The sequence below is a fragment of the Flammeovirga kamogawensis genome (assembly GCF_018736065.1).
Taxonomy (GTDB): Bacteria; Bacteroidota; Bacteroidia; order Cytophagales; family Flammeovirgaceae; genus Flammeovirga; species Flammeovirga kamogawensis.
In genome coordinates this window covers 564,860-590,533 of sequence record NZ_CP076128.1, presented here as the reverse complement: position 1 = coordinate 590,533, position 25,674 = coordinate 564,860, and the positions used below count along the sequence as shown (strand labels likewise).

18 protein-coding genes are annotated in these 25,674 nt (G+C 31.3%); 9 read left to right on the top strand and 9 right to left on the bottom strand.

Annotation, left to right across the window (positions count from 1 at the left end; translation table 11 throughout):
• Positions 1–71: 71 nt before the first annotated feature.
• From KM029_RS02365 to mtaB, 6 genes are all read right to left on the bottom strand, one after another.
• Positions 72–1,790 carry an efflux RND transporter periplasmic adaptor subunit gene (locus tag KM029_RS02365; RefSeq protein ID WP_144075185.1) on the bottom strand — a complete coding sequence of 573 codons (1,719 nt, stop codon included), beginning with the start codon at positions 1,788–1,790 and terminating at the stop codon, positions 72–74.
• A gap of 12 nt (positions 1,791–1,802) precedes the next feature.
• Complete coding sequence (locus tag KM029_RS02360; protein ID WP_144075184.1) at positions 1,803–3,035, bottom strand: TolC family protein; 1,233 nt, start codon at positions 3,033–3,035, stop codon at positions 1,803–1,805.
• A gap of 16 nt (positions 3,036–3,051) precedes the next feature.
• Complete coding sequence (locus tag KM029_RS02355) at positions 3,052–6,810, bottom strand: efflux RND transporter permease subunit (RefSeq protein WP_144075183.1); 3,759 nt, start codon at positions 6,808–6,810, stop codon at positions 3,052–3,054.
• 101 nt (positions 6,811–6,911) lie between these two features.
• A complete protein-coding gene (locus KM029_RS02350) occupies positions 6,912–7,328 on the bottom strand; it encodes an HYC_CC_PP family protein (RefSeq protein WP_144075182.1) in 417 nt (138 codons plus the stop codon).
• A 96-nt stretch (positions 7,329–7,424) separates the two neighbouring features.
• Positions 7,425–8,621, bottom strand: a complete 1,197-nt coding sequence (locus KM029_RS02345) for a hypothetical protein (RefSeq protein ID WP_144075181.1) — start codon at positions 8,619–8,621, stop codon at positions 7,425–7,427.
• Between the two features lie 128 nt (positions 8,622–8,749).
• Positions 8,750–10,069, bottom strand: coding sequence for a tRNA (N(6)-L-threonylcarbamoyladenosine(37)-C(2))-methylthiotransferase MtaB (gene mtaB, locus KM029_RS02340; protein ID WP_144075743.1), 1,320 nt, complete (start codon positions 10,067–10,069; stop codon positions 8,750–8,752).
• 174 nt (positions 10,070–10,243) lie between these two features.
• Here mtaB and KM029_RS02335 point away from each other — a divergent pair, with 174 nt between their 5' ends.
• Together KM029_RS02335 and KM029_RS02330 are read left to right on the top strand one after the other, a co-directional pair.
• A complete protein-coding gene (locus tag KM029_RS02335; RefSeq protein WP_158631136.1) occupies positions 10,244–12,088 on the top strand; it encodes a M61 family metallopeptidase in 1,845 nt (614 codons plus the stop codon).
• Positions 12,089–12,122: 34 nt separating this feature from the next.
• Positions 12,123–12,926 (top strand): 3'-5' exonuclease, encoded by an 804-nt coding sequence (locus KM029_RS02330; protein ID WP_144075179.1) that lies wholly within the window; start codon positions 12,123–12,125, stop codon positions 12,924–12,926.
• Positions 12,927–13,173: 247 nt separating this feature from the next.
• Here KM029_RS02330 and KM029_RS02325 read toward each other — a convergent pair whose 3' ends face one another.
• The gene (locus KM029_RS02325) at positions 13,174–13,719 is read right to left on the bottom strand and encodes a hypothetical protein (RefSeq protein ID WP_144075178.1); all 546 of its coding nucleotides are present in this window, start codon (positions 13,717–13,719) and stop codon (positions 13,174–13,176) included.
• Positions 13,720–13,970: 251 nt separating this feature from the next.
• Here KM029_RS02325 and KM029_RS02320 point away from each other — a divergent pair, with 251 nt between their 5' ends.
• The 3 genes from KM029_RS02320 (at position 13,971) to KM029_RS02310 (ending at position 18,458) form a co-directional block, all read left to right on the top strand.
• Positions 13,971–14,939: a DNA/RNA non-specific endonuclease gene (locus tag KM029_RS02320; protein WP_144075177.1), complete on the top strand. Its 969-nt coding sequence runs from the start codon at positions 13,971–13,973 to the stop codon at positions 14,937–14,939.
• A 185-nt stretch (positions 14,940–15,124) separates the two neighbouring features.
• Positions 15,125–16,873 (top strand): PAS domain S-box protein, encoded by a 1,749-nt coding sequence (locus KM029_RS02315; protein ID WP_144075176.1) that lies wholly within the window; start codon positions 15,125–15,127, stop codon positions 16,871–16,873.
• Between the two features lie 31 nt (positions 16,874–16,904).
• Positions 16,905–18,458, top strand: a complete 1,554-nt coding sequence (locus KM029_RS02310; protein WP_240050325.1) for an SLC13 family permease — start codon at positions 16,905–16,907, stop codon at positions 18,456–18,458.
• Between the two features lie 36 nt (positions 18,459–18,494).
• Here the strand turns inward: KM029_RS02310 and KM029_RS02305 are convergent, their stop codons facing one another.
• Entirely contained in the window at positions 18,495–18,986 is a 492-nt protein-coding gene (locus KM029_RS02305; RefSeq protein ID WP_158631135.1) for a cupin domain-containing protein, read from the bottom strand.
• A gap of 151 nt (positions 18,987–19,137) precedes the next feature.
• Between KM029_RS02305 and KM029_RS02300 the strand changes: the two genes are divergently transcribed.
• From KM029_RS02300 to KM029_RS02290, 3 genes are all read left to right on the top strand, one after another.
• Positions 19,138–19,749 (top strand): hypothetical protein, encoded by a 612-nt coding sequence (locus KM029_RS02300; protein WP_144075174.1) that lies wholly within the window; start codon positions 19,138–19,140, stop codon positions 19,747–19,749.
• 88 nt (positions 19,750–19,837) lie between these two features.
• Entirely contained in the window at positions 19,838–20,467 is a 630-nt protein-coding gene (locus KM029_RS02295) for a Crp/Fnr family transcriptional regulator (protein ID WP_144075173.1), read from the top strand.
• Positions 20,468–20,533: 66 nt separating this feature from the next.
• Positions 20,534–20,833, top strand: a complete 300-nt coding sequence (locus tag KM029_RS02290) for a rhodanese-like domain-containing protein (RefSeq protein ID WP_144075172.1) — start codon at positions 20,534–20,536, stop codon at positions 20,831–20,833.
• 115 nt (positions 20,834–20,948) lie between these two features.
• Here the strand turns inward: KM029_RS02290 and KM029_RS02285 are convergent, their stop codons facing one another.
• Positions 20,949–23,354, bottom strand: a complete 2,406-nt coding sequence (locus KM029_RS02285; protein ID WP_144075171.1) for an outer membrane beta-barrel protein — start codon at positions 23,352–23,354, stop codon at positions 20,949–20,951.
• Between the two features lie 394 nt (positions 23,355–23,748).
• Between KM029_RS02285 and KM029_RS02280 the strand changes: the two genes are divergently transcribed.
• A complete protein-coding gene (locus tag KM029_RS02280) occupies positions 23,749–25,671 on the top strand; it encodes an AAA domain-containing protein (RefSeq protein WP_144075170.1) in 1,923 nt (640 codons plus the stop codon).
• Positions 25,672–25,674 lie beyond the last annotated feature (3 nt).

Here is a 25,674-nt window from a genome sequence, read left to right as displayed (position 1 = left end):
CAATGTTTTATAATTAATAAAATTACACAAATATGCCCTAGTTAGTTCTTTAACTAGGGCATGCTTGTATATTATATTTCTTTTTTAATTTCTCCGCACTTCAACATCATATCACCATAATAAGGGTTTAAAACCTCTTTTGTATCTGATAACCAAGACGCTCCTAAGTCATCATTAGCCATTGGACAATACATAAGATAAACTTTCTCATTTTTTGAAAGATCAAGACGTTGGATCATATCTGATAATTCTTTTGAAACTTGCACAAAAAACCTTCTTCGAGTATCAATGTTATCGGCTTTTACCATTTCATCTAAATTCTTTTTTAATTTTGGAGATGTCTTCATCCAAAACATATGTGCATCACCTTGAAGCATATGCATAGAAATTGCATTTAAACTTTTTTGTAAAGTGATTGTAAATTCTTCAGCCCGCTTATCATCACTTGCTACAAACGCATCTTTCACAAGTAGATAATTTTGATATACTTTCTTAAAATTTGAAGCAAATTGATCACTAACTTCAAAAGTAGAAGTTGTTTCTGATTCATTTCCCATTTTCTGGCTTATCATACTTGGTTTACCTTTCAATTGAGCAGCAGCATCTACAGTATATGTACCTTGAGTAACCACCCTATCTCCATCTGTCAATCCTTCTTTAATTATATAAGAATTTGCCAATTCTGCTCCTAAAACAACTTCTTTCATTTCAAACGTTGGAGTATCTTGATGAGGCACTTTTACATATACTACAGAACGCGGACCAGTCCACATTACAGATGATTTAGGAACAACAATTACTTCATTATTTACAGGTAGTTCTGCTTGTATCTTACCATTCACAAACATTTCAGGCTTTAGTTTCTGTCCTCTATTTACTACATTTCCTCTAACAGAAGCTACTCTTGTTTTAGGGTTAATAAACGGATCTATAAATGATACTTTTGTCGTGAATGTTTCACCAGGATAAGATGTAACGGTAAATGAAATCTTATCTCCAACTTTAACCCAAGCCAGGTCACTTTCATACGCATCAAATTTGACCCATAGTCTAGATAAATCTGCTACTTCATAAAGAATTTTCCCTTGCATTACATGGTCTCCTTCTAACACATTCAACTGTGTAATTACACCACTAATGTCTGCCCTAATATCAAAAACTGTTTTTACTTTCCCCGATTTGTCAATTTCTTGAATCTGCTTTTCAGATAACTTCCAAAGTCTTAGTTTTTCTATTGCAGAACGAAGTAATTGAGGATTAGAATCTTTTACTTTTTTAGCTTCAAAATACTCTCTTTGTGCAGTAACCAATTGAGGAGAATATAAAGTAGCTAATTTTTGACCTTTCCTTACTTTCTCTCCTATATAGTTGACATAACTTTTTTCAATTCTACCAGCAATATGTGATGCTTGAGCATACGTTCTACGTTCATCTACAGCTATTTTACCTTGCATCTGCAACACTTTTTTAGGTGAAGTTTTCTCAACACTAGTAGTTTGAATATTTGCCAGAGCCGTAGCAGATTTCGATAAAGTAATATGATTCACATCAAGGCTAGCACCACTTGATTCAGGAATTAATTTCATGCCACATAGAGGACAGTCCCCTGGATCTTTTTGGTGAATCTGAGGATGCATTGAACATGTATAAAAAGTATCCTCTGTATGTTCATGATGAACTGTTTTTTTTTCATCTGAAGTACTTTCCCCTCCAAAAAACAACCATCCCATAAAAATGCCAATAACAAATACGATAACTAATGTTCCGTACGATTTTATATATTTTTCCATGATTATTTAATTTTATAACCCTGTGATGTAATTTATTTTTGCCAAAGCCTCAAGTTCTGTTGCTTTGCTTTTATGTTCTCTAAACTGAAAATCTAATTTTTGCAATTGTAACCTTAGTAGCTCTACAAAAGCACTACCTTGGCTATTTGAAACAGCATATGCTTCTTGTTGAATTTGTATTGCCTGATCGATTTGAATCAATTGTTTTCCTATAAGGTCAAATTCTCTTTTAGCGTCATTATACTGATTCTTTGCTGTTAGATATTCAATTTGTAATCGTTTTTTAGTATCTTCTTTTCTTAATGCTACTTCTTGATTACTTAACTGAAGTTGTTCTTTTTGTCCAGAATATTTTTTAGCATTAAAAAGAGGAATAGACAGACCAATCATTGGCATGATTCCATTCTTTCCACTATTTTCTGACGAAACACCTTGTGCAGAACCTAAAATACTATAATCAATAGATAATTTAATTTGAGGAGCTGATGATTTTTGAACAACTTTTATTTTTTCCGCATACATATTTTGTGTAGCATTTAAAGACTTCAATATTGGATTTTCATCAACTGTATCATTATTTTTAAAGAAACTAACACTGTCTATCAATACAATTTTTTCAATTTCTTTATTGAGTAATAAAGAAAAGTTTTGTTGTAAAAGAACGCTGTCTTGCTGCAAAGTTTTTACTTTATTTTTTGCTTCTTCAATTTCCATCTGTACTCTTAAAATATCGACCATAGAACCTTTTGAGTTCTCATATTGAGTATACGCAACAGACTCAAATGACTTTAAGATTGCCACATTTTCTGCAGCAGATTTTAAATCTTTTGAATTCTGAAGAAGTTGAAAGTAAAGAGCACGTACTTTATATTTAACTACATTTTCAGTATCCTCTTTATTTGCTTCAGCAATTGCAACTTTTTGATTGACTACCTCGTATTTTTGGTTCCTTGTTCCAAACCATGGAAACATTACTCCTGCAGATACTTTGTGATTAATAGGACCATTTTTAGTTTCAATAGGCAATGCACCATACCCATACATCACATCAAAACTAGAAATACCTTCTCCTTGTATTTCTTTCTTTCCTGCTGCTTGTACTTGTATATTTTGAGTTGCTGCTTGAACACCAAAATGATTATCTAAAGCGATTGAAATGTAGCGATCTAAAGAAGAATTTTGTGCTTGTGTAGTCACAATCGAAATCATGAATACTGCAATTGATATTATATTTAACTTTTTCATTATACATCAATTTAGATTATGATTTTAACTGAGACTCCTTCACAGCACTATATAAAGTTGGTACAACAAATAGTGTTAGTAGAGCAACTGTCATACCGCCAAAACCAGGAATCGCCATTGGTTTCATTATATCTGCACCACGTCCATTTGAAGTAAGAATAGGTATAAAAGCCAATAAAGTTGTGGCCGTTGTCATTAAACTTGGTCGAATTCTTCGTTTTCCTCCTTCCAATACTGCAGCCCTAATTCCTTTAATTGTTGTAGGGGTATTTTTTGAAAAAGATTGATCTAAATAAGTTGCAACTAAAACACCATCGTCGGTGGCAATACCAAATAATGCAATAAAACCAACCCAAACAGCAACACTTAAATTGACTGGGTGAACATTAAACAGATCTCTCATATTTTCTCCAAAAATTGAGAAATCTAAAAAACCCGATTGACTATAAAGCCAAAGCATTAAAAAGCCACCACTAAAAGCAACTGCAATTCCAGAAAAGACCATAAAAGTGGTTTTAACTGACTTAAATTGAAGATATAAAATGAAGAAAATAAGAAGGAGGCAAATTGGCATAACTATAGATAAGCGCTTAGAAGCTCTTGCTTGGTTTTCATAATTTCCAGAAAATTTAAAACTGACACCATTAGGCACAATTAATTCGTTTGTATCAATTTTTGATTGAATAAATTTAGACGCTTCTTCTACTACCTGAACTTCAGAATATTGAGGTAATTTATCTAAGAGTACATAACCTGTTAAAAAAGTATCTTCACTTTTTATAGACTGAGGTCCTGCTACATAATTAATTGATGCTAATTCTTCTAAAGGAACTTGAATTCCCAAGGGTACATTTACCATAAACTTCTTTAACACCTCTGGGTTGTCCCGGTATTCTCTAGCATAACGCATCCTAACCGGATAACGCTCTCTCCCTTCTACAGTGTAGGTTAACGGCATCCCTCCAATCACCATTTCTAAAAGCATTTGCATATCTTTTACACTCATGCCATAACGCCCTATTTTTTTTCTATCAAGCTCTATTTCTAAATAAGGTTTACCAACTATTCTATCGGCAAAAACAGCTTCTTTTTTCACCGATGGAACTTGCTTTAGAAGTTTTTCTAATTGGATTCCAAAATTCTCGATTGTTAAAAGGTCAGGACCAAACACCTTAATACCCATAGGTGCACGCATACCTGTTTGAGTCATTATCAATCGAGTTTGTATGGGTTGTAATTTTGGAGCAGAAGTTAATCCTGGTAGTTTCGTAACTTTAATTATTTCCTTCCAAATATCATCAGTAGATTTAATATTCTCTCTCCATTGCCTAAAATATTTACCATCTGCATCTAAAATTAATTCTCCTTCATTATTTCTTATAAAATTACCTCCTTCATCAATTTTAAATCTAAGGCGTTCACCATTTTCATCAGTTTTATATTCTGATTTGTAATTAATGATATTCTCATACATAGATATTGGGGCTGGGTCTAATGGCGAAAGTGCTCTACCAGCTTTCCCTACTACAGATGCTATTTCTGGAATATTCTTAACCGCCATATCCATCAATTGCAAATTCCTTTTCACTTCAGATATCCCAGCATTTGGCATTGCTGAAGGCATAAGTAAGAAACTGCCCTCGGATAAGGATGGCATAAATTCTGAACCAATTCCAGGAAATGTATTGTGCATATTTTTAAACGCCTTATTATTGGTAATATCAACCCCTAGTTTATTTGAAATAGAAGTTATAGGGCTTATCAATTTTGAAAAACCTAACCAAGAAGAAATTCCAGCAAAAACAATAAAAAACACAAAAGATAAAAATGTCACTTTATTGTCTAAACATTTTGTAAGTACTTTAGGGTAAATCAATATAAATAATTGAAATCCTCCAAGGATAAAACCAATAAGTCCTGCAACAAAAATAAAGTTCTTAAAGTCACTTTCATCTGGTCCTAATGGAAGCCATTCCATTGCTAAGGCGTAAGTTATTATTGATGCTACAAAGAGGCTTCTTCCTTTAGAAAAGTTTGAAGGTGATTTTAGAAAAAGAGTAAGTTTATCTTCTAACAAATTGTAAATACTCAATATTATTATAGCAATGCCTAACCAAATTTTTGATATAAAACAAACAACTATTCCTAAAAGCACAAATACTATATTTAATAGTTGCTTACTTTTAAAAGCTGTTTTACGCTGCTCCTTAAAGAAGTAAAAGGCAAAAGTAGGTAAAAATATAAGTGCAACTATTACAGATGCTATCAAAGCAAAAGTCTTAGTATACGCTAAAGGAGAAAATAGTTTTCCTTCTGAAGCTTGAAGTGTAAATACTGGGATAAAGCTAACAACAGTAGTTGCTACTGCAGTCACAATCGCCCCTGAAACCTCTTCTGTCGCATCATAAATAACTTTTATAAGCTCTCGTCCTCTCCTTTTATCAAGATGTTTGATTAAGTTTTCAGACATTACAATCCCTATATCTACCATTGTTCCTATAGCGATTGCAATACCACTTAATGAAACAATATTTGCAACTACGCCAAGGTACTTCATCACTATAAAAACCATTAAAACAGCAATTGGCAATAGACTTGATATTAGCATAGAAACCCTTAGGTTCCAGACCATAATTAAGACTACAATTACAGTAATTAATATCTCTTGGAGTAATGCTTCATTTAAAGTTCCTAATGTCTCTTTAATTAAAGTAGAACGATCATAGAAAGGAATAACAGTCATTTTTGTAACTGTTCCATCTTCTAGAACTTTTTGAGGTAAACCTTTAGAAATTTCATCAATTTTCTTCTTAACATTATCTATTACCAACATTGGGTTTGCTCCAAATCTAGCGGTAACCACTCCACCTACAGCTTCTGCACCTTCTTTATCTAGAATACCTCTTCTTACTGCAGGACCTTCTACAACTTTAGCTACATCTTTAATTCGGACAGGAACATTATCCGTTACTTTTACAACAGCATCTTCTAAATCAGATAATTGTTTTATATATCCAACACCTCTAACAAAATACTCTGCATTGTTTACTTCAATAGTTCTTGCCCCAACATCAAGATTACTATTGCGTACGGAATTCATTACTTGCTGTAAAGAAACATTATAAGCCTTTAATGCATTTGGGTCTACATCAATTTGATACTCCTTTACATAACCACCAACTGAAGCAACTTCAGAAACACCATCTGCAGACATTAAAGCATATTTCACTAAAAAATCTTGTGCTGTTCTTAATTCTTCTAAATCCCATCCTCCTGTTGGGTTACCATCTTTATCTCTACCTTCTAAAGTATACCAATATACTTGCCCAACTGCAGTTGCATCGGGCCCTAAAATAGGCTGAACACCTTCTGGTAAAGTACCTGTAGATAAACTATTTATCTTTTCTAAAATTCGAGTTCTACCGAAATAAAAATCAGAATTATCTTTAAAAATGATATTGATGGTAGAAAAGCCAAACATAGAGTTACTACGAATGCTTTTCACATCTGGGATACCCAATAAACTTGTAGTTAATGGGTAAGTTATTTGATCTTCAATATCTTGAGGTGATCTTCCTGGCCAATTTGTAAAAACAATTTGTTGATTATCACCTATATCTGGAATTGCATCTACAGCAACTGGATTATATGGTATGTAGCTATTTATTTTTGATTTAAAAGGACTATGCATTAGCCCCCAAAAAATAACCAAAAGTAAAAGTGCAATCGTTACTACTCTGTTATACAGAAAGAAACGAACAATTTTATTGATCATGATTATAATATATATAGTAATTGATAGTCTTATTAAGTTCGACTATTAAATTGAATTAATAACAAAAGTATTACACAAAAGAGTGTAAATTTTAAATCCAATTATACTATAAATACTTTATGTGCCACATTTATGGCAATAGATAAATATATAGGGGGAGATTTCACTTCACAAAAAACAAATTGCGTTGGAGTTTGCAATTTTAATGAGTTTTCTGGAAGAATAAATGAATAAACCGAAGTCCATAAGTTCGAAATTGCTTCTTGATAGGTATATGAAGGTACTTCTATAACATCAATTACTTGATCGTAATGACTATCTATCTTTACTTGTTTTGCTTGGTTATCACAACAATCAGTTTTTTCTTTCATATCCATAGACATCTCACAACACTCATGTGAGGGTTCTAAATTGATAGCTTTCAGCATTCCTTGGCAAACGTGAGCATTTGCCACGATACCAATTGTACCTACTATCAATACTAGAGATAAAAAGATATTTTTGATTAATTGTTTCATTTAAAGAAATGTAAACTACATAAAAACAAAACACAAATCTATTAACATTTATAACAAAAAAAAGAGAGTCAGTTTAGAACTGACTCTCTAAGCTATCTAGTAGCTTATTACTTTTACATACCTTTCAAGATGTAATTTCGCTGAACTTGGTACCTTTGGTGCAAATCTCTCTGTACCTGTTATTGGATTATACTCTTTAATATTTGCAGAATTATTCGGATCCACATCTGAAGTTCTATAATACTCATCAGAGAATGTCGAAAAAGCACTTGCAAAATAAATATCAGTTGACCATAATTGATGAACGTATTGTAATTCTGCAACAGTTGGCCTTCTTGCCTCATAGGATTTACCAAAAATACCTATTTGCAAATCACCTGCTACCCAATCTTGTGTAGAACCTGTGTTCCCTTTAAGAATTAAATATATTTTTTTATTCAACTCATCTATTTTGTAAATAACAAAACTAGAAGATGTATAACCTCCAAGCCCTCCAAACTCACTCACTGTTAATGGATAGAATAACCCTACACGAGGTGGTACAGTTGTTGTCTCTTCAATTACCTCTGAGTTAATAACTTCTCCATCAGCATATTCTGCATATATTCTAGCATAATATTTAGTACCAGGAGATAATTGAATAATAAACATAAATAGGCTTGCACCAAGAGCATCAGTATTAATTGTTTTCATAGAAGATGAAAAATCTTTATTGATTGAATATTCAACTCCTACTTCAGCCGGTCTTTCTCCAATAAATTCTGTAGATGCACTAATAGCAATCCTTACGTAATCTGTCCACTTGATTCCATTGCCATCTTCCCCAATTGCTACATTAGAAAATGTAACAGACCTTTGATCTTCTTCAATTGTAGATGGAAAACTTATTACTTCTTCTTCTCCATAATAATCAGTACCACTTAACGTCAGTACGTACGTCCTCAAATAATATGTTTTTGACTTATCTAGATGATTAACTGTAGCTGTGTAATCCAATCCATTTTCATTTATTGTTAGGCTCTGATTATCATCAGCATTTACATCTATATTGCTCTTTTCGTTTAACAAAATTGCATATCTAACAATGTCATTAGGTTTATTCTGACTAAATGTTCCTGTAACTGTAAGGTTTACTGTATTTATAGAGGTCAATGCATAATCAATGTCATCAACTTGAATTAGAGATTCATAATCTTGCTCAGGGAGTTCATCAACAATTTTCACTTCATCGGTTGAACAAGAAAAGAATAGAGCTAGAATTAATAGATAGGCTAGGTTTAAAAGGTTTTTCATTATGTTCTTGAATTTTAAATAGTTACTTTAAAATAAAGAACAAAAGAAAGTAGGCAAATGACAAAATAAGATGTTAATATATACTAATAAAAAAAGAGACATATATCGAATATGTCTCTTTTTTTGTTTTAGTGTTTTTCGTAAATCACTTCAGGTTCTTTAATTTCTACAATGCATTGCTCATTTATAGAAGTTAATTCAACAGTTTTTAATTCATTTACAAGAGCAGGATCATACTTGGCTTCTACTCTAACGTAGTTTTCTGTGAAACCAAACATCTTACCTTCCTCAATATCATGTTCAAATAAAACTGTTCTTGTTGTACCTAGTTGAGACTCATAAAAAGCTCTCTTTTTCTTATCAGAAAGAATTCTAAGCATTTTAGAACGTTTAGCTCTTTCTTGTTTTGGTACAACACCATCCATATGAACAGCATCAGTATTAGGTCGTTCAGAATATGTAAATACATGTAGATAGGCTACATCTAATTCATTTAAGAAATTATATGTATCTAAGAAATCTTCTTCTGTCTCGCCTGGAAAACCTATTATAACATCAACACCAATACAAGCATCTGGCATTTGAGATTTTATATCTGTAATACGAGACTTATATAAATCTGTTCTATAACGTCTTCGCATTAATTCTAACATTTTATCAGAACCTGATTGCAACGGGATATGGAAATGTGGAACAAATTTATTCGATGTAGAACAGAATGCTATAATCTCTTCATCTAATAAATTTGGTTCGATTGAAGATATTCTAAAACGCTCAATTCCATCAACATTATCAAGTTCTTTAAGTAAATCAATTAAACGTTCTTGTCTACGTCCATCAACAATACCAAAATCACCTATATTTACACCAGTAAGTACTACCTCTTTTGTATCTTGAGCAGCCACTTCTTTAGCGTTTTCAATTACATTTGCAATAGAAGCACTTCTACTCTTACCTCTAGCTAGAGGTATAGTACAGAACGAGCATTTATAATTACAACCATCTTGTACTTTTAAGAAAGTTCTTGTACGGTCGTTCATAGAATAACCGGATACAAATTCTTTTGTTTCCTTAATTTCAGTTGCTAATACTTTTGGAGCATCTTCTTTTACAAAACCATCCAATAAGTCCAAAAGTCTAAATTTTTCAGCAGCACCTAAAACAGCATCAACGCCTTCTAATTCAGAAATTTCTTTTGGTTTTAACTGAGCATAACAACCAATTATTGCTACATACGAGTTTGGTGAAATCTTTTTTGCTTCACGAACAATCTTCTGACACTTCTTATCAGCATTATCTGTTACTGAACAAGTGTTGATTATATATATATCGGGTGTTTCCGAAAACTCTACTTTTTGATATCCTTTTTCTAAAAACTGTCTACCAATTGTAGATGTTTCTGAAAAATTAAGCTTGCAACCAAGCGTATAGAAAGCTACTTTTCTCATTACTAACTGAAAATTAATGACTTGCATTTTAACACAAGAAATGCAAAAGTACATAGAATGTTATTCAATTGAAAATAATGAGAACAACGTATGTTAACTTCTTCATTTGACTATGATTTTCGTTGCAATTTTGTATTTTTGTTAACTTTTTATTTTTTAATCTGTGAGGAAGGGATGAGACAGTTGTTGATACTTTATTTTCTAGTTTTTGTTTGGTTTAATGCTACAGCTCAAGACAAAGGTTTTGAGTACAATTATAACATAAACCTAAATAAAGTTGATAACGATAAAATAAAAGTGACTTTACAGTTCCCTGCCACTGATGAAACAACTCTTATTTATCAATTCCCCTCTATTATTCCTGGTACATACAAAGTATATGATTTCGGTAGGTTCATTACCAAATTAAAAGTTTATGATGCTAATAATAATAGCATTCCAACTGAAAGACTTGATGTAAATAGGTGGTCAATTAATAATCAGACATTAAAAGCTACAAAAATAACCTATTGGGTTTCTGACACTTGGGACTCTATGTTACCTACAAGAGTATTTGAGCCTGCAGGAACTAACATTCAAAAAGATAAAGTTTTCATTCTAAATAATCATGGCTTTTTTGGTTATTTTGAAGGAAAAATGGAAGCTCACTTTACTGTAAAAGTTTCTAAACCAAGTACTATGTATGGAGCAACATCTTTAAAGCCGATCAAAACTAGTTCTTTAACAGATACATATGCAGTAGATAATTACCATAGGTTAGTAGACAACCCTATTATGTATTCTGAAGCAGATACAGCTTCGGTACAAATTGGCTCTACCAATGTTTTTATTGGTTTATATTCTCCAAATAAAAAACTGGATGCGAAAACAACAGCAAAAAGTTTAAAGGAAGTCTTAAAAGCACAAGAAAAATTCTTAAAAGGGAAACTGCCTACAGATCGATATACATTTCTAATTTATCTATCTGACAAGCCAAGTAATTCTGGTGCAAACGGTGCATTAGAACATTGGAATTCGTCTTTCTATTTCCTTCCAGAAATGAACGCAAAGTCAATTTTACCTATAATTCAAGAAATTGCATCACATGAGTTCTTTCATATAATCACACCTCTTAGTATTCATTCTGATGAAATTGCTGAGTTTGATTTTATGCAACCTAAAATGTCTCAACACCTCTGGTTATATGAAGGTGTTACAGAATATTTTGCTGGATTGGCTTTAGTGCAAGAGCATGTTATTTCAGAAAATGCTTATTTAGAAGCTCTTCATCAAAAAATCATTACATCAACAACATTATACGACCGAAATTTACCTTTCACTGAACTAAGCAAAGAATGTTTAGAAAAATATAGTGTGGAGTATAGTAATGTTTATCAAAAAGGTGCATTAATTGCTTTTGGTTTAGACCTTGTTCTTTTAGAAAATAGTAATGGAAAATATGGTTTAAGAGATTTAATGTTAGATTTAAGTGAAAGGTATGGTGCTAATGTGTCTTTCCAAGATGATCAACTTTTTGATATAATTGATGATATTTCTAATATTCCAGAGGCTAAAGAATATCTTATTAAATATGTTACCACCTCTACCCCTCTTCCTTTAACTCAAATGTTTCATAAAGTTGGAATACTATATCAAGAGGAAAAAATTAGTAAAACAACTACTTTCGGTAATGTTGGATTATCAATGAATGATAAAGACCAAATTATAATTGACGATATAACTGAATTAGATGAATTTGGAAAAAAAATCGGTTATCAAAAAGGTGATGTATTATTAGAATTTAATAAAATTGAGGTCTCAGCAGATAATATTGGAACAATAATTAATGACTTTGTCAATCATCCTGAAAGCTTTCCAAAAGTGAAAATTTTGATTGAACGAAAAGGTAAAATCATTAAATTGAAATCAAAAACTCAAGTTAACGAACTGATTGAAGAAAACGTTTTTGAAAAAGAAGATGATTGTTCTGAACAGCAACAAAAACTTTTTAATGTTTGGCTAAACAAATCGTCTCAGTAAAAAAAATGAACATAATAAAATACATATAAAACACATGAATTTAAATTTACGTAACCCTCTACTAGTCTTTGATTTAGAGACCACCGGAACTAATGTAACTAAAGATAGAATTATTGAAATATCTATGGTTAAAGCAGAAGTAAATGGTGAGCGTATAATCAAAACGTATCGTGTAAACCCAGAGTGCCACATCCCTTCTTCATCTAGTAAAATTCATGGTATTTATGATGAAGATATTAAGGACAAACCAACTTTTAAGCAAATTGCTAAAGAAGTAGCTGCTTTTATGAAAGGTTGTGACATAGGTGGTTATAATGTACTTAGGTTTGATCTTCCAGTAATTACAGAAGAGTTTTTACGAGCAGGTATCGAATTTGATTTTAGCCAACGTAAAATTGTTGATGCACAAAAGATCTTCTTCCTTATGGAACCAAGAACATTAGGTGCTGCACTTAAATTCTATTGTGGACGGGAATTAGAAGATGCACACTCTGCTGAAGCAGATACAATTGCTACATTAGATGTAATAGACGCTCAAGTAAAACATTATGAAGGCGTAACTATAAAAGATAAAAACGGCAAAGAATATGAGCCTGTAAAAAATGACATGAACTCTTTGCATGACCTAACAGCAAGTAATTTAGTTGATTTTGCAGGTAGAATGGTACTTAACAATGAAGGGAATGCTATTTTCAATTTTGGTAAATATAAAGGCAAATCTGTAGTTGAGACATTAAAGAAAGATCCTCATTATTACGATTGGATTATAAATAATGACTTTGCACTTGATACAAAAAACAAATTGACACAATTAAGATTGAAAAGTCAGTTTGCTTAAAGTCAGTTTTTTACAAAAAAATGCTCATTAATAGTTAACTATTAATGAGCATTTTTATTTTATTAAAAAACCGTAATCTCTTCTAAAAAAAGATTACGGTCGGGTAATTAGGTTTTACAGGAAAATTTTGTTCTTATGAACTGCTTCATCCTTTTACTAATTACGGTTATTTTTATTCGAGACCCACGGTCATTCACAGTTGTTAGCAATATTTTATGAATCAATAACAAAAGCAACTGTCTATGAATTACTTAATTCTTTGCTGAAATGAAATATATCTATTCGTTTCAGCAAGTAGTTTTCTATCACATTTTTGTGATTTTTTGTTATTGAAAAATTCATAATAAATATTTGGTTCTACTCTATTATCCTGTGCTACTTTACATGTAACAAACTGATGATCAGACATTCTACCGACTACACCAACTGAGTTAAGATCATGAACATCTAGTAAATCATATAACTTATCTCTTTCTTTTAAATCAGTTACAATATAAAATTTATTACAAAATTTCATTGCTTTTTTTAGTTTTGGAACAACAGTTTGGTAAGATTCTTTATCTACAATCATAAATCCAATTACTATATTAATTGATGGATTATTAGAATGCATTATCACATCTAAACTGAAATCTGAACCAATAAACTTGTAGTCTTTCAAAAGTTCAATGTTTTTTGTTCTTACGCCTGCTTGCAATAAAATTGATTTACCAAGAGTACGTTTTAAATTAGAACACAAACTTAATTGAACATCTTCCTTTATAAAGGATGGGGTATTAAAATTTGAAGTCATAGTCTTTTATTCTAGTCAATTATTTAGTTATTAATAAAGCTTAGCAAAGAAATTTATTTCGAAGCGATTTCACACAATACGCAACGCCTTCTCACTATTTAGTCTTGTAATAGACTTAATTAATATGTTAAGACAAAATTTTTTATAAAATTTTATAAAATGTTTATCAATTACATAACAATACAAATGAAATATATAATTTAATTAAGTAATTTTGAGTGATCTATTAACACTATACTGCCGTTATTAATATGATACACTTTACTCCTTACAACATTTTATTTACTTTTTTGATCGCTTTTTTATTTACTCCGTTTGAAAAAATATATGGTCAAAATAACGATAACTTCCCTGTTGAACTACTCCCCATATCAACAAATAGTAATAGTAGTAAAAGTCAAATAATAGAACATTCCTATTATACTGTTTCTTATAATGAAAAACACGAACAAGCAAATTGGGTAGCTTATGAGTTAACTTCTCAAGAATTAATTAAAAACACATCTAGAACTAACGATTTTAGAGCTGATCAAGATGTCACTTCAAGTTCTGCTGAATTAGATGATTACAAGGGTTCTGGATACGACAGAGGACATTTAGCTCCTGCTGCAGACATGTCGTTTACTTCTAAGGCAATGACTGAAAGTTTTTATTTTTCTAATATGAGTCCACAAGATCCTAGTTTTAATAGAGGTATTTGGAAACAATTAGAAGAACAATTTAGAGCATGGGCACATGAAAAACATAATATTTATATTATAACAGGGCCAATTTTAGAAGATGGGCTTATTACAATCGGTGCTAATAATGTAAGCGTACCCAACTATTATTACAAAATTGCTGTTCATTACAACTCACAAGATAATGAATATGAAGCGATAGCTTTTCTGCTTCCTAACAAAAAAGGTGATCAAAAATTAAGTGAATATATTGTCACTATAGATTCAATTGAATCACTTACACAACTTGATTTCTTTAGTACTCTATCAGATAGTTTACAAATAACTTTTGAGAGTACTCTTTCAAAAGGAGATTGGAATTACAGCTCAATATATAATCCCATTTCAAATAATCAACAAACTACTAACAAAGTAAATACCGCCACTGATCAAAATGAAAATAATACAAAAGTAAGATGTGGAGGAATAACTAAAAGTGGTTCTCAATGTAAAAGGTATACTACTGATAGTTCAGGATTTTGTTGGCAACACAAAAAATAAAAAATGACTATTTTAGTTACAAAAGTACTTATTCAGTACATTTAATATACTAACTTGAGATTATACCCGTTAAAATTTAAAGAAAAACTGTATTTTGATTAATAAATTTACGTTTATTAATAATTTTTCATTGATTCTAACTTTTTTTATCTAACTTACAGTAAGTCAGTATTTAATCACTTTTTATGCAAGCTTTACTACAAAATAGGCCAAATAAAAGAAATACTTCTAATAACCAGCAAAAACATTACATCCTCATTAACAATAATGGCAATGTTAAATACATTTCCAAAGATTTTTTGAATGGTGTACATACTTTTGAAGTAGGAAGATCTATTGCCGTAGGTTTATCTCCTAAAAATCAAATTAAGCTTAAAAAGAAAATAACAGAAGCATTAATTAAGGACGAAACGATATCCTTCAATTTTACTATTTCACAAAACTCAAGGCCGCATACTTATAAAGTTCAACTATATCCTATTCATATAGATAATTCTTATGTAAATGCTACTTTTAAATTAATTAATCAAGAAAGAGATTTACAGCTAAAGCGTTTAAAAGATACCTATTTTCATTCTATTGATGGGATTATATGGGTTGACCCTTTTTCTAAAGATATTCTTTATGCGAACCCTGCATTTTCAAAAATTGCTGGCTATCAAGCATCTGATGATGTAATTACTAAAACTTTTCATGATTTTGTCCCTTCTAATTTAAACAAAGAGGCAAAATCTGTATTTGCAGAATTAAAAAAGAAAAAACACGTAATAAGAGAAACATACATAAAGAAGAAAGATGATGAAATAATTCCAGTACAAATCACTGCATCAATTGTTTCATCTGATGATGACACTCCCTATATAGTTTGTTTTATTAAAGATTTATCGGCTTTAATTAGTGCTAGAAAAGAGTTAAAAGATAACCAACAACGTTATGAAGCTATTCTTGATAATTCTAAAATCAAGATTTGTCAGTTTGATGAAAATTTAAAGCTTACGTGGTGTGGTTCTAGTTTAAACAGAAAAACAACTGATTTTTTAAGAGATGAGCACGTTGGTTTAGACTTAAAAAAGATATTAAAAAAAGATGCTGCTAATGAAATATTTAATTTCCAAAAAGAGGTTCTAGAAGCAAATATCACTGCTCATAAATCATTTAAAATCGGGTTTAACATTGAATGGAAAGCCATTGAATTATACCTTTCTCCTATTATTGTAAATAAAAAGGTAATTGGTTTAAATGCCGTATTTTTAAATATATCGAACCAAAAAAAGGTTGAAGAAAAATTAGATCATTTTGTCTACCGTGCAGCCCATGATTTAAGAGGTCCACTTACTACTGTTCAAGGGTTAATTCATTTAATGAAAGTTGATACCCGTAATCCACAACAGTTTATTAAACTTTTGGATGAGACGATTTGGACTCAAGATATGCACCTGCAAAAGATACTTGCCTATTATTATAATCAAAAAACAGATATTAATTCTAAACCTATTGATTTTACATTAATTCATAGTGAATTAGTAGATTTCTTAGAAAACTCTGGATATATCATAAATATTTCATTCTCAAATAATACAACGTTAGATAAAACGATAACTTCGGATGCAGAACGTATAGCTTTGTTATTTAAAAACATTTGTACAACAATATTGCAATTAGTATCAAGAGATATTTCTATCAAATTATTAATTGAAATTAAGCTACATAAAAACGGAGTTTATTTATCCTTCACCGATAATGTTTCTCCTAGAAACCCTGTTGCTTCAAATAACGGTTTTGATAGGTCTATGTCTTTAAATTTTGCACACGATGATTTTTCTAGAGGTATTTTTATTACATCTGAAATAGTTGATAAACTACAAGGAAAATATCAAGTAAAATACTCATCAAATAAAATGCAAAAATTAGAAATATTGCTACCAAATATTTAGAATTTAACTCTCCTATTTCTATTAAAAAATAATGAAAAGAAGTGACCTTGATCCTGACGATTTAAATCGCAAAGAACACCAAGACAATTCATCTTCTCACCCTGAAAACCCTGTAACAACTCAAGCCCCAGATCTATTATCTTATTCTAAAGAAAAGATGATTGGTGGTATTCTTGGTCCGTTAGCATTCTTTTGTATAAAATATGCTGATATTCTTCCAAATGACATTAGCGATAATGGAATAACTGTTGTAGCATTAGCTACCTGGATGTTGATTTGGTGGGTAACAGAGACCGTTCCTATTGCAGTTACTGCGTTATTACCTTTAGTAATCTTTCCTTTTTTCAATGTTTTATCAGTTAAAGCTACTGCAGCTCCTTACAGTAACCCTATTATTTTCTTATTTATGGGTGGCTTTTTAGTCGCTTTAGGTATGGAAAAATGGAAATTACATTTAAGAATTGCATTAGGCATTGTAAGAATGACAGGAACTAAAGCAAATCAAATTGTTTTGGGATTTATGATTGCTACTGGCTTTTTAAGTATGTGGATATCAAATACTGCTACAACAGTAATGATGCTTCCCATTGCTTCATCAATAATAAGCCTTCTCTTAAAAGATAAAGCTACCATAGACCCAAAAGATGCAAAAAACTTTGCAACATCTTTAATGTTAGGTATTGCATATGCTGCTAGTGTTGGCGGTATTGCTACTTTAATTGGCACTCCACCTAATGCTATTTTTGGTGGGTTTATGAAAGAAACGTACAATGTTGAAATTGATTTTTTCAATTGGATGTTGATTGGTGTTCCTTTCTCTGCTGTTATGATGGGTATTATATATATCGTTTTACTAAAGTTTGTTTACCCTAATAACCTTAAAGAGCTTAAAGGAGGTAAAGAACTCATTGAAAAAGAATACCAAGATTTAGGACCAATTCAATGGGAGGAAAAATGTGTTGCTATTGTATTTTTCCTTACTGCTTTTTTATGGGTTTTTAGATCATTAATTAACCAATACGGACCTTTGACATTAAATGATTCCAGTATTGCTATTTTTGCAGGAGTTTTACTTTTCATTATTCCATCTACTAAATCAAAAGGCACATTTTTACTAGCTTGGAAAGATACTGAAAAACTTCCATGGGGTGTTCTTGTTCTCTTTGGTGGAGGTTTGAGTATGGCAAGTGCCTTAGGAAATGCCGGCGTAATTGAATATATCGGCAATTTAATCTCATCTACTACATCAATACATGGCGTATTTATGATGATGCTATTAATTAGTATCATGCTTTTTGCAACTGAGGTAATGAGTAATACCGCACTTGCTACTATTTTCTTACCTGTTGTTGGAGGTGTTGCTGTAGCACTTGGAATTGATGTACTAACTTTTGCTGCTCCAATAGCAATGGCTGCAAGTTGTGCTTTTATGCTACCAATGGCAACTCCACCAAATGCAATTGTTTTTGCAAGTGGTCATGTTACGGTGCAACAGATGGTAAGAGCTGGAGTTACACTTAATATTATATCAGTGCTATTATTAACGTTATTATCACAAACATTAGTACCGCTTGTGTTCGAATAAAAAAAGGCTTTTGATGTACAATCAAAAGCCTTTGTTCTACTTTTTAAACTTATCAATAAGTTCGGAATATTTTGGATATTCTTTTTTAAGTACATTGGTATCTGCTATTTCAAAATCTTGAAATTCAAAACCAGGAGCAACAGTACACCCAATAAGTGTATACCCTTCTTCTTCATCAATTAAAGCAGCTCCCGCAAACCAATTACCTCCTTTTATAATATATTGTGGGACTTCTCCTTTAGAAAAGTCTTTCCCAACAATTGTTTCAATTAATTCCCCTTCAGGAGTAATCTCCACTAGCTTTACAGATGCTCCATCATAATAATGCCAAATCTCTGTAAATTTTAATCTATGAAAAGTTGAAAAATCACCTTTTCCCAATAAATAATAAATTGCTGTAGATACGTTACGTTCTAATTTATCTTCGGGCAATAAAACTGTTTTATTTGATCTATATGTCTCTGCATAGAAACCACCTTCGGGATGTGGTTCTAATTCTAATTGTTTGATTATTTCTGACTTCGTCATGCTTTGCTTATTATTTTTCACAAAAGATGATGTGTTTACGTAACTTTTCAAAATAATTAAAGATTTATTTAAGCTCATTATAAGAATAATAACATTGATATTTTAAAAGTTTGTAACTTCCACTAAGCAAAAGATAAATAATACTAAAACTATGAAACAAGAAGTACGCATTGAGTTTGAACAACTAGAAATCTTTAGATCTAAAAAAAGATGGAAATTATATTTCATTATTCTAGCAGAACACCCCTCCGACCCCGACAAATGGGTTTTAACCAGTATTCCAAATGACGATACGGGAGTTATAGAATTAAAGCCAAATGCCGAAAATAAAATCTATTTTGAACCACAAGTTGGTGTTGGTGTTGATGGGTTATTTGTATTTAACAGAGAGATGCCCAAAAATAGACGTCTAAAAGTGCGTGTTTACTTGAGGCACTCAAGAAGTAGTATAAGAAACGTTGGGGAATTACTTTCGGATGTTGAAAAAACGTTGGGTGACAATGCATTTGGACAGGTTACCAATCTATTAGGAAGGTCAAACCCATGGCTAGTAATTAGCAAAGAGGCTGCTCAAAAAGTTGGTTCTATTCTTAAAAATGTAAAAGATAAAGATTTCGGGATGTTAAGTCTTGATGAGGAATTTGGAAAAGAATTTGACAACCAAGAAGAATTAGACCGTGAAAACAGATTTTCTACAGGAGATGCTCGATTAGTGTGGAGTTGGGCAATAAGAAACATTGATCCTAATGAATCAACTACTTAGTAAAAATTGTTTTTGATCACCTTTTCTTGAGAATCCTTTTTAGTAAATTTGCCTATACTAAAAGTGACAATATGCTATAATTCATAAAATGAATAATTTACTTAAAAATTTCATACAAGTCAGTTTTCCTAAAACAGATGCAAATCATCCTATTCAAACTGAATTTTTATCTGTTGGAGAACTGATACAGGTAAAAGAAGGTGATTTCTTAATCGATATAAATGAAGAAATGACGTATGTTCCTATTGTAACGGATGGAGTTCTAAAAGTTACAAGAGAAGATGAAGATGGACATGAGCTTTTTTTATATTATTTAGAATATGGCGAAACATGTACAATATCTATGATGTACCAAGAAAGTGCAGTAAGAGTAACTGCCGAGGAAGATACATGGGTGTATAAGGTTCCTATTGGTGCAATTAATGATTGGATGACTCGTTTTCCTGAATGGCGTGATTTTCTTATGAGAGCATATAAAGTTAGATTCGATGGTTTATTAAAAGCTATTGATGAACTAGCCTTTAAGAAGATGGATGAGAGGTTAATCAATTATCTCAAAAAATTAAAAGCGATAAAAGAATCTAATGAGTTAAATGTTTCTCACTCAGAGATTGCTTTAAGTTTAAATACTTCTAGAGAGGTTATATCAAGGTTACTTAAGCAACTAGAAAAGCTTGGGAAAGTGGAACTAGGTAGAAACAAAGTAATTCTAAAGTAACTTTTATCACAGAGTATCTATTTGTATTCATCTATATTTAGATAAATATTTAAAATTTATACAAATATGGGTTTATTAAGAAAGCTACTGGGGCTTGGTCCTAAAGTAAATTATAAAGAATTAATTGATAATGGAGCCAAGGTCTTAGACGTTCGTTCAACTGGCGAATTCTCTTCGGGTCATTTTAAAGGGTCCAAAAATATTCCGTTAGATCAAGTAAGTAAAAGGATGCCTGAAATTCTTAAACTTGGTGAGCCATTAATTGTTTGCTGTAAATCTGGTATGCGTGCCTCAAATGCTATGTCTACCATAAAAAAAGCAGGAGTAAAAGAAATTTATAATGCTGGAGGTTGGACAAACCTGTAAAATAATAAGCCTGTGATTGATTCGCTTTCTTGCAACAATCACAGGCCTTTTTAATTCTTAAGTAAAAAAATGGTACCCAATTGATAGAGTACCACTTTAAATCTATATTTCTATTTTACAATCCTCCTCCACTAGATTGAATTTTTCTTTTCTGACGACCTTGGAATTGTCCTCCAAAGGCATAAGAAAATGACAATCTATATACAGGACTCTCCTGTCTAAAATCTATTGCTTCTACAAAACCATTTCCATAAGAATTTCTTTGTTCCCCACTGTACAATAGATTATTAATCTTAAAGTTAACACTACCTTTATTATTCAAAATTGCTTTTTTAATTGCTAAATCCATCGAATATGTAGGTTCTGTTATTCTTTGTGCATCATACCTTTTTGCAGTATATCTACCCATTAATTGAAACGTTAATGTTTTAATAGGAGTAACACGTGTACTCAATTTTGCAGACCAGTTAATTGGTGTACCATCTGTAGGAATTGTATATTCTTCATTTTCATCTTCAATATCTAAATAATAAACATCTACAGATCCATTCCATTCCCACCACTTTAGCATATTATAGTTTGAAGATAAAGACATACCTCCAGTCATAGAAGAACCTAAATTTTTAAATGTCATAACAGTAATATCTCTAACAGCATCATAATTTACTACCTCTCTGATTATATCAGTACTATGACGCATATATAAAGATGTATTAAAACTAATTACGTCTGCCATGAATCCGTGAGACAACTCCATAGAATTTGTAAAAGATGGTTGTAAAGTAGGGTTTCCTACCATCACATTCTTTGGGTTTGAAGACATTTCAATAGGTAATAATTGCATTACATCTGGGCGATTAATTCTTCTACTGTAACTTATACCAACTGTATTCTTCTCACCTAGTTTTTGTTTAATATGAACTGACGGAAATAGACTTTGATAGTCTATAACATAGGAAGTATCATTTTGAGATGAGTTTGTAATTTGACCTTCCATTTTAGCAGCTTCAGCTCTTAAACCGGCTTTAATACTTGTATTGCCTAATCTTAATGAATAAGATCCATATACTGCATGAACTGATTCATTATAAGGATAGGTGTAAGCCATAGTATCTACATTTACAAAATTGATGTTAGACACATTCATTTTAGCATCTGTAATTTGCCCTTTATACCCTACTTCAAAAGAAGATTTTTCATTAATAGATTGATCATAATCAACTTGAGCCTGTACATAAGACCAATTTGCTTGGTTCTCATTTTTATTCAACTCTTGCCAGCTACCATTTCCAACTTTCTGAGCATTCTGAGGTGTAATATCTGCTTCACCTAGATTTGCAAATAAATCAATCTCTAATTGTCCTTTACTAAATTCCTTACGGTGATTAAAATTAATATTATTTCCTTGAGCAAGATTATAATTTTTACCTAATTGATATTCTGTTCCTGTAATTACATCTCCATCCTTATAGTTGTTCGTATAAGTAGATTGTGCATCAGACTCCCATCTCCAACGTTCATAAAAAACCGTCGATGTATTTGTCGAGTCCCAGAAGTAATCCATACCAACTTTAATATTTCTATACCCATTATTGTCTTGAATCTTTTCTTTCTGATCTAAATCATCAACGTCTACATCAGAATAAGTACGGTACATATCTCTTGTATTATCCCATTCATTTGAACTCCAATACGATTGGGCAAAGAAATTTAACCTTTTCACTCTATAATTCAATCCTAAAAAACCCGAATACTTATTATTTGAACCCGCATTTAAACTCAAGTTTCCATTAAAGCCCTTTAGTGCATCTTTTTTAGTAATTACATTTATTATACCTGATAATCCATCAGGATCATACTTAGATGAAGGGTTAGTAATTACCTCAATTTTATCAACTGCATCAGCTGGTAAAGATTGTAATACTTGGTTAATATCCATCTGTGAGGGTTTACCATCTAATAATACCCTAACATTATTATCGCCTCTTAACGAAATTGAACCATCTGCACCTACATTAACTTCAGGTAAAGTATTTAAAATTTCTGATGTTGAGTTACCGTCTGCAATCATTGCTTCACTCACATTAATAATTTTCTTATCAATACGGTTTTCAATAAATGTTTTTTGTCCAGTAACTTCCACCTCATCCAATTGTTCAACAGAAGTAACTAGAATAATATCTCCAATATCAAGTTTCGATTTTTTAGCAGTAAGCTCTATCTCTTCAATATAATTTTGGTAGCCAATAAATTGAACAACTAAATTATATTTCCCTAGTGGAACTTTAGTCAATGTAAACTCACCATTTCCATCTGATAATGCTCCTGTTACAGATTTCTTATCAGCATCTAATATTGCAACAGATGCATAGCTTACTGGTTCGTTTGTTTCTTGATCAATTAGACGCCCTTTAATACTTCCTTTTGCGAGAGGTTCTGATTCTGAAATTGAAGTAAAAGATGTGAATAATAGTAGGGACATAATTAGACTTAGCCCTTGTACGATTGTAAAAGTTTTCATAAATAGATTACGTAATTTGACACTAGCTTTTTAAAGGTTGAATTGGTAATTAACCTTCAAAAAAATTCTTTATTAGTTGATTATAAATATGTTATTAAACGAGTTAGTATTTGACACTATATATTTATATTTCTTAATAACATCATCAATTATAGAGCTTGATTTTAAAATATGCAAACAAAATGCTTAATTAATTATAAATTTCACAAAATTACTAACAATCTGTAACACCATCGAACAGGGTTGTTCAGTATCGTTCAGTAATTTTGAATATTCGATTCAGTAATAAAGACATATCATTTTTTTAAACGTTGCACATAAGATCAATTTTATTAAAAAAAATATTACTACTACTTAAAATTATTTGATTAGCTTAGTTTAAAACTATGATATAATGGATTCAAAAGATATAAAAGCACATTTCCAGCATCTTCTAAAACTATTAGAAATTGAGAAAAAGGAAGACTTAGAGCAGTATAAAAAATTGATGAGTGACTCTTCTATTGAAGAACGAAGAAATAAAGGAATTTGCTGGTACCCTGTACAATTAGAAAAATCTAGTTTTGATGCTGGAGCTAGAGTTATAATTAAAGTATCTAGAAAACAAGAGCAAGCCCATGTTTTCCAAACAGGTAAAACTGTTAGTCTATTTTCTTTAGCAGGTAATAATGATGAAATTTCTGAAAATTCTAAGGGCGTTATAAATCAAGTAAAAGGTAATGAAATGGTTATTACTTTGAACGAAGACGATATTCCTGAATGGATATCAGATGGTAACCTTGGAGTACAGTTACTTTTTGATGAAGGAGCTTACAAAGAATTAGAAAGAGCACTCACTATTGCTATGAATGGAGAGGAACCTCAATTAATAAAAATGAGAGAAATTCTTCTAGGAAATAGAAAGGCTTCTTTTGCAAAAAAATATGAATTTGATATTCCTTATTTAAATCAAAGTCAAAATGAAGCATTAAGAAATACTCTAGCTGCTGAAGATGTAGCCATTATCCATGGACCTCCAGGAACAGGAAAAACAACAACTTTAGTACAATGTATCATTCAAGATTTAAAAGAAACTGATCAGGTTTTAGTTACTGCACCAAGTAATGCTGCTGTAGATTTACTTACTGATAAATTAGTAGAAAAAGGTATAAATGTACTCCGACTAGGTCACCCTGCCAGAGTAACAGATCGTTTATTACAACAAACTGTTGATTATAAAATTACAAAGCACCTAAGATATAAAGAACTAAAAGCAATAAAACAACAAGAAGCACAATACCGAGATGCTGCATCTAAATTTAAACGCAACTTTGGAAGCGATCAGCGTAAGGAACGTAAAATGCTCTATGTTGAAGCAAATAAACTTAGGAAAGAAATTCGCTCTTTATCAGATTATATATCTAATGATATATTTGAAAAAGCAGAGGTAGTTACTTGCACACTTGTAGGTGCAACAACTCAATTAATGAGAAGTAAGCGTTTCTCTACTGCATATATAGATGAAGCAGCACAAGCATTAGAAGCGGCCACATGGATTCCGATTCTTAAAGCAGATAAAATAGTTTTAGCTGGAGACCATCAACAATTACCGCCAACAATTAAATCTGTTGAAGCAGCTAAAGAAGGTATGGATAAAACATTATTCGAAAATGTGATTAAGCAAAAATCTGTTGATGTAATGCTTAAAGAACAATATCGCATGAATAAAGATATAATGAACTTCCCTTCAGATTATTTTTATGACGGCAAATTAATTGCAAATGATGAAGTAAGAGATTGGAAAATTTATGATGAAGACCAACCTCTCGAATTTATTGATACTGCAGGTACAGGTTTTCAAGATCAGATTGCCCCAGAATCGTTAAGTACTTATAATAAAGAAGAAGCTGAGCTTTTACAAAAGCATTTAGTACAATATATAAACATTGTCGACAGCTCTAATCAATTAGATAAAATTGGAAGTATTGGTATCATTACTCCTTATAAAGCTCAAGTCAAAGTTTTAAAAGAGCTTGTACAACAAATGGATGTTCCTTCTATTGTTCGAGAGAAAATTAACGTAAATACTGTAGATTCTTTTCAAGGGCAAGAAAGAGATATCATTTATATAAGTCTTGTAAGATCTAATGATGACGGCATTATTGGCTTTCTATCAAATGCTAGAAGAATGAATGTAGCCATGACAAGAGCAAAGAAAAAATTAGTTGTTATTGGTGATAGTGCAACGGTATCTAGAAATAAATTCTATAGCAAATTTATAGATTACGTAAACGATATAGAAGCATACCGAAGTGCTTTTGAATTAATGTATGATTAATTC